Raw genomic sequence first — 6,122 nt, forward strand, 5'->3', positions numbered from 1 at the left:
TTCCTTGGTCAAACAATACCCGCACCTATGCGGCCAACGAAGTTGACCTGGCCGCGTGTTCCAGGACGTGACGAGCTTGAGACAAGGAGACACCAGGAAACCAATCAATGAACTGATGGACAGTTGCATCTTCTTCAAAGTTTTCAAAAAGTGCGGCGACAGGAACGCGAGTGCCTCAAAAAAGCCAGGCACCACTTACACGATTAGGGTCGCGCTCGACATCAGGACAGGAAGACCAATCAATCATGGACTAATAGTAGCACTTTGGAAAAGGCGGAAAGGACGACGGCTAACGGTAAAGTGCAGCGGCGGCAAATAACCTACACCGCTCAACCGATGAATTTCATCCGTCCGCTGCCACGCAGGGTTAGCTGGCTTTCCTCGCTGACTCCGCCTGCCTATACTACAGCTTATCCTCTATTTTCTAGCAATGTCTGAACGATGCGACGGGAAATGCGGAAATTCGTCTGTTGCAGTCGAGTGATCACTTCCGCCAGTTCAATAAGCCCTTGACTTGCAGCATCATCCAAAATTCCAAGAGTACCGATAATGGGAATTCCCCGATTGCTGGCAATCCGTCGTCCCAAGCGCTCATCGATAATCAGTAGATCTGCTGGCAGGGTTTGAGCAAGGGTAATGGCTGCTTGTTCGCCTGGATCGAGGGAATGAAGGGTGACATCAATCTCGGAAACAGTCTGAACTGTGAGCCAGGAGGGCGGATTGGCTATCCATTGACGAAGAACGGGTGGTGCCAAGGGATCGAGCATTTCATCCCGAACTATGCCAGGAATGATAACTTGCTGAAACAAGCGGGGGAGCAGGTCGATCTGGTCAATGAGCAGTAGGTAGTTGATCGGTGAGGTATCGGAAACAACGATCATGGGGTGCTATTGGTAGCCCTTGCCCGGAGTTGGCGGAGGGTTGCACGATCGCGCTCTAAATCGGCCTCATCGTAATGTAAATCAGCATTATGCTGTTTCAAAAACGCATCCACTGCCCAGCGAGACGGTAAACCCAGGATGCGCCCGACTTCGGAACTGGTGATTTTTTCGGTCTGGTAGGCTTGCACCGCTAGGGCTTCTAGAATTTCGCGACTGAGATGGTCGCGGTTGAAATGCTGCACGAGTTCATCAGGGAGGTCAATGGTAATTTGCATAATCCAGGGTCGGTCTTGGAGATCCATGGGGGAATTTATCTTGTATGCTCAGTTGTTTTAAGCACCATTTCTACTTCCCAAATGTCTTACGTACTTTCGTGAAAATCCTCCTTTTGATTGCTGAAGCTGGTGACAGGCTAGCGATTTTATAATTGTAAAACTGACAGTTATTTTGGATAGCGATGATCGCCTTAAATGCTTCTTTACCTGCCTCAGCTTGGAGGGCGATGAATAAGTTGAGTAATTCTTTGTTAACAAAAGGTGCGACTAGACTGACATCTAATTTAGGAATGATTCTAAATAAGCTGGGTAATGTTCGAGCAGTGCGATCACCCTTAATAGTCCCTAACGTATTAGCGACAATCCGATGAACAAAAATGCTCCTTGGATCTCTGAGGATTTTGAGTAGTTCGGAGATCACGGCTTCAGAACCAATCTTTCCTAACGCATCAGCGACACGTCTGTCAACTGCTTCACGAGCTTCGCTAGGTACTGTTAAACCATTACCACTGAGGTCTATGTCCAGGTAGCCACGGTTTCTGTCATCTTTAAAGGCTTTGATTAGTCTGGGGATGGTAGCCTCAGAACCAATCTTCCCTAACGCATCAGCGGCAGTCCCACGCACTATTTCGTCCAAATCTTCCAAGGCCTTGAGCAGTCCGGGAATGGTAGCTTCTGAGCCAATCTTTCCCAACGCATTAGGGACCTTCCTACGCACCCAGTGGTTTTCATTTTCCAGGGCCTTGAGTAGTCCAGGGATGGCCGCATCCGACCCAATCTTCCCTAACGCATTAGGGACATTATTACGCACTCGTGGATCTGAATCTTCCAAGGCCTTGAGCAGTCCGGGGATGGCCGCATCCGACCCAATCCTTCCTAACGCATCAGGTACCTTTCTACGCACTATTTCGTCCGAATCTTCCAAGGCCTTGAGCAGTCCGGGGATGGCCGCATCCGACCCAATCTTCCCTAACGCACTAGCGGCATAATAACTCACTGCTCCATCTGAATCTTCCAGGGCCTTAAGTAGTCCGGGAATGACCGCATCTGAGCCAATCTTCCCTAACGCTGAAACGGCATAAGAACGCACACTATAGTATGAATCTTCCAGGGACTTGAGCAGTCCGGGAATGACCGCATCTGAGTCAGTCTCCCCTAACGCTGAAACGGCAGACAAACGCACACCATGGTATGAATCTCCCAGGGACTTGAGTAATTCGGGGATGACCGCATCTGAGCCAATCTTCCCTAACTCTTTAACGGCATTCGAACGCACCCAGTGGTTTTCATTTTCCAGGGCCTTGAGTAGTTCGGGGATGACCGCATCCGACCCAATCCTCCCTAAAGCTGAAACGGCATTCGAACGCACTATTTCGTCCGAATCTTCCAAGGCCTTGAGCAGTCCGGGGATGGCCGCATCCGACCCAATCTTCCCTAACGCACTAGCGGCATAATAACTCACTGCTCCATCTGAATCTTCCAGGGCCTTAAGTAGTCCGGGAATGACCGCATCTGAGCCAATCTTCCCTAACGCTGAAACGGCATAAGAACGCACACTATAGTATGAATCTTCCAGGGACTTGAGCAGTCCGGGAATGACCGCGTCTGAGCCAATCTTCCCTAACGCATCAGGTACCTTCTTACGCACATCTTCGTCCGAATCTTCCAAGGCCTTGAGCAGTCCGGGGATGGCCGCATCCGACCCAATCTCCCCTAACGCATAAACGGTAACCTGCCGCACATAATTAGCTGAATGCTCTAGGGTTTTGAGCAGTCCGGGGATGGCCGCATTCGACCCAATCCTCCCTAACGCTGAAACGGCATCAAAACGCACACCAGGGTATGAATCTTCCAGGGCCTTGAGCAGTCCGGGAATGACCGACTCTGAGCCAGTCTCCCCTAACGCTGAAACGGCATTCTTACGCACTGCTTCGTCCGAATCTTCCAGGGCCTTAAGTAATCCAGGGATAGCCGCCTCGGATGCTGTCACTCGCCAAAGTTCCACCTGCAACCACGTGGGCAAGTCTTTTTGATCGAATAACCCATTGACCAACCCAACCGTTTTTGACTGAAACTTCTGCTCTACCTCCCCCGCCAATCTCGCACCCAACCTCCAATCGATCTCTAGCGCCAGTTTCACCACCCGCATTGCTGGTGCTTCCTCATTGATCAACGCCAGCATCAATGCCAGAGGTTCGGTCCATTTCAGGTAGTTAAGGTAATCCCGCGACAGATCCTCATCACTCAGCCCTGGTAACAGGCGCAGCAAGTATTCTGCCGCGTAATACTCCTGAATCAGCTGGTGATGAAACTCCAGTTGGTCTTGACCTTTTAGTTGCAGCAAATGATGTTCCTGCAAGTCTTCTAACCATTCCCTGGCTCGATGTGTTGGGGAATTTACCTTGCCCTGCAAGAATTCACTGAGTACTGATTCGGCTTCTGAGCGGGCGATCGTAATTAAAGCAGGTGGCGGTGATAACGATTGGGACGTTTCTGCTGCTTGTTTTCCCTGTATCATCGTAAACGCCAGATGTTGCAGTAAGTCTGACTGCCAGTGCCGTAATCCTTCTGAAACGAGCACACCTTGTTTCAGGTTGTCATATTCCCTAACAAACCAGCGAAAGAGCAATCCCAGGCTAGAGGGTACTTGCTTCAGACCTTTGAACATTTCACAGATCATCCATAGCAGCAGGGGGGTTTGCCCCAGTTCCCGCAGTCTTCCCTGCAACTGCCGCAACATCGGCTCCTCCTGCCCTGGCAAGTAGGCTTGCACAAACTGACGCATTTGCCGTTCCGTTAAGGGCCGCATCTCTAGCTTTTTTTTAATTCCCAGATCACCCCCCAAGCTCAAATCCCGCGTGGTAAAAATCATCGGTGTTTGGGGATAATCTTGCCGAAAGCGTTCTACATCTAACCTAGCGGATTGCGAGGGCAACTCATTCACCCCATCAATCAGCAACAAAAAACGTCCTTCTAGCAGAGCCGATCTGAGCGTAGCTTCCTCCAGACTCAGGCGGTGACTACCCAGAAAAGCCCGAATCCTTTCTAGGACTGATGGACGCTCTGGAGCCAGGTATCTCAGTTCAACCAACACCGGAATTTTGCCTGAAGAATCTACCAGTGCCTTCCTTGCTTCTTGACCTAGTAGCTGTAGCAGAGCTGTGGTTTTACCCGAGCCAGGTCGGCCCATCAATAGAACATGCTCCGCCGCATATTTGTAAACCCCTTCTAAAACAGGCAACCGTTCTGTTGTTTCTGGCGCTCGCTGCTCTTCTTGTTCTTCTGGATTAGGGTCTTGTTCTTCTGGATTAGGCTGCATCAACTGCGCAAACAGGCCAATATCAAGTTCAGAAGCTCGCTGCTCTTCTTGTTCTTCTGGATTAGGGTCTTGTTCTTCTGGATTAGGCTGCATCAACTGCGCAAACAGACCAATATCAAGTTCAGAAGCCTCTTTGCCCGGTTCCTGCAGATTACCCACAGCATCGGTGGGCGTGTAGAATCCCCACTTTCTTTGATACTTTTCCTCAGCAATCAAAGTTTCCAAATAAGGTCTAAAATCGACCGTCTTCGGATCGGGAGGCTGAAACTTTTGGAGAACGGCGGCAAACACCGCCTCAAATTTTTCTGGTTCGGCAAGATGGTAATGGGTACCAATATTAGCAACGCCTCCTTCCACCAACGTTTGAAACCCTGATGACCCATCCCGATTAACTTGTAGCATCCGCTGATCCGCCTTCAGCGCGGCTGCCAACTCAGGATACTCAGCGATTGCCCCTTCCACATGGGCCACTAACGCAACCTGAGAAGCTGCCGGTTCATCCCGCAGCTTCCCAGCAATTAGCTCACACAGTTGAGCAATCGGGTCAGCCATCATAATCACCCTTGCCTATTCCGGCTTTCCGTGAATGTGGTTTGTCCCAATGAAGTTAGTCCCTCCTTCCGCCTTGATTTGGTATCCCGTCGCCTGATCGTAATTATTTTGGGTCATGTTACTGTTATCTTGCAGTTTCCCGGCATGGATTTCCTGGGCGATCGCCCGCACTTCTGCGGCAAAAGCAGGGTCAAGCATTTCTACACCTAATAAGGTCCCTACTGTGTCGATCGCGTCTTTATCGCCAGTCTCTGCTTTCTGGAGAGCGTCTGGTGCGAGCTCATGCTTGCCTGTCAACCTTTCCCAGATTTTTTGGCGAAGTTCATCCATCTTGGCGATCGCTTCCGTGGAAAACTTCTTCGCCAGTTCACTCGCACCAGATTCAAGGAACTTTTGGAAGGCGAGGGATGCGATCGCGCTAGCTGTCAGTGTCGTTAAGGGATCTGTCATACACTTCATTACTAAATTGCCCAATTATACTTCGGTTAATATTGAGCATCCAGGTAACTCATAGTGGCTACCAATTTAAGGCGGGACAGAATGCAGTGTGGGCATTTGAGGCTGTGTAAGATTTTTGTATCGTCTGGCTTGGGGGAGCTCATCCATTTGTGCCAACACCGACTCGAAAAGGTCTGGAAAGGGGTGACCAAACAACCGTTGGGCAGCCGTCGTGCCATCAAAGCGTCTAAGGTCATAATTGTGGATAATTTTGAAGGTCTGTAGCGTCTTTGGGTCAATGCCTCGCTGGGTATGATGCAGCTGTGCCAAACACCCATTTCGACCTTCCACGGCCGAGGAAGTGCGTTGGAACTTGGCGACCATCTCTGTAGACCAAGCCCACCATCGTTGCTGCTCATCAGGGCTCAAGGTATGGGTCAAGGAATGAGTCGTCACGGACGCATAGGCTCGTTGAGCCGCCTGCTGATACCGTGCTCTGCGTTGAGGATGTTTGGTTCGCTGCCCTTGCTGTGTCCAATAGACCCAAGGGAGCATGCTCTCGATGATCCACGCCCCTAAGTCTGACGAGACGGATTCGGCCTCCAATGCTTCGAGCACCCATCTCCACCAGGCATTAATTCCCATCGAGATAGCCGG

General features: G+C 50.5%; 5 protein-coding genes and 1 pseudogene. All 6 read right to left on the bottom strand.

Annotated elements, in window-relative coordinates:
• Window positions 1-25: 25 nt before the first annotated feature.
• Window positions 26-163 (bottom strand): annotated as a pseudogene (locus tag QQ91_RS21670) (DUF433 domain-containing protein); the annotation flags it as partial.
• Window positions 164-410: 247 nt separating this feature from the next.
• Entirely contained in the window at window positions 411-881 is a 471-nt protein-coding gene (locus QQ91_RS13200; protein ID WP_166282762.1) for a PIN domain-containing protein, read from the bottom strand.
• Complete coding sequence (locus QQ91_RS13205; protein WP_166282772.1) at window positions 878-1,156, bottom strand: UPF0175 family protein; 279 nt, start codon at window positions 1,154-1,156, stop codon at window positions 878-880. The genes QQ91_RS13200 and QQ91_RS13205 overlap by 4 nt, the downstream gene beginning before the upstream one ends.
• A gap of 70 nt (window positions 1,157-1,226) precedes the next feature.
• The gene (locus tag QQ91_RS13210; RefSeq protein ID WP_166282764.1) at window positions 1,227-5,030 is read right to left on the bottom strand and encodes a HEAT repeat domain-containing protein; all 3,804 of its coding nucleotides are present in this window, start codon (window positions 5,028-5,030) and stop codon (window positions 1,227-1,229) included.
• Window positions 5,031-5,042: 12 nt separating this feature from the next.
• Window positions 5,043-5,477 carry a hypothetical protein gene (locus QQ91_RS13215; protein WP_166282766.1) on the bottom strand — a complete coding sequence of 145 codons (435 nt, stop codon included), beginning with the start codon at window positions 5,475-5,477 and terminating at the stop codon, window positions 5,043-5,045.
• Between the two features lie 75 nt (window positions 5,478-5,552).
• Window positions 5,553-6,122: DUF6399 domain-containing protein (locus QQ91_RS13220; protein WP_236096193.1), on the bottom strand; the 570-nt coding region annotated here is incomplete at its 5' end.

It is taken from the genome of Lyngbya confervoides BDU141951 (genome assembly GCF_000817775.3).
GTDB lineage: Bacteria > Cyanobacteriota > Cyanobacteriia > Thermosynechococcales > Thermosynechococcaceae > Lyngbya > Lyngbya confervoides.

Coding starts and splice junctions, on each gene's coding strand:
- QQ91_RS13200 (WP_166282762.1), bottom strand. CDS start 881: ATGATCGTTGTTTCCGATACCTCACCGATCAACTACCTACTGCTCATT.
- QQ91_RS13215 (WP_166282766.1), bottom strand. CDS start 5,477: ATGACAGATCCCTTAACGACACTGACAGCTAGCGCGATCGCATCCCTC.
- QQ91_RS13210 (WP_166282764.1), bottom strand. CDS start 5,030: ATGATGGCTGACCCGATTGCTCAACTGTGTGAGCTAATTGCTGGGAAG.
- QQ91_RS13205 (WP_166282772.1), bottom strand. CDS start 1,156: ATGCAAATTACCATTGACCTCCCTGATGAACTCGTGCAGCATTTCAAC.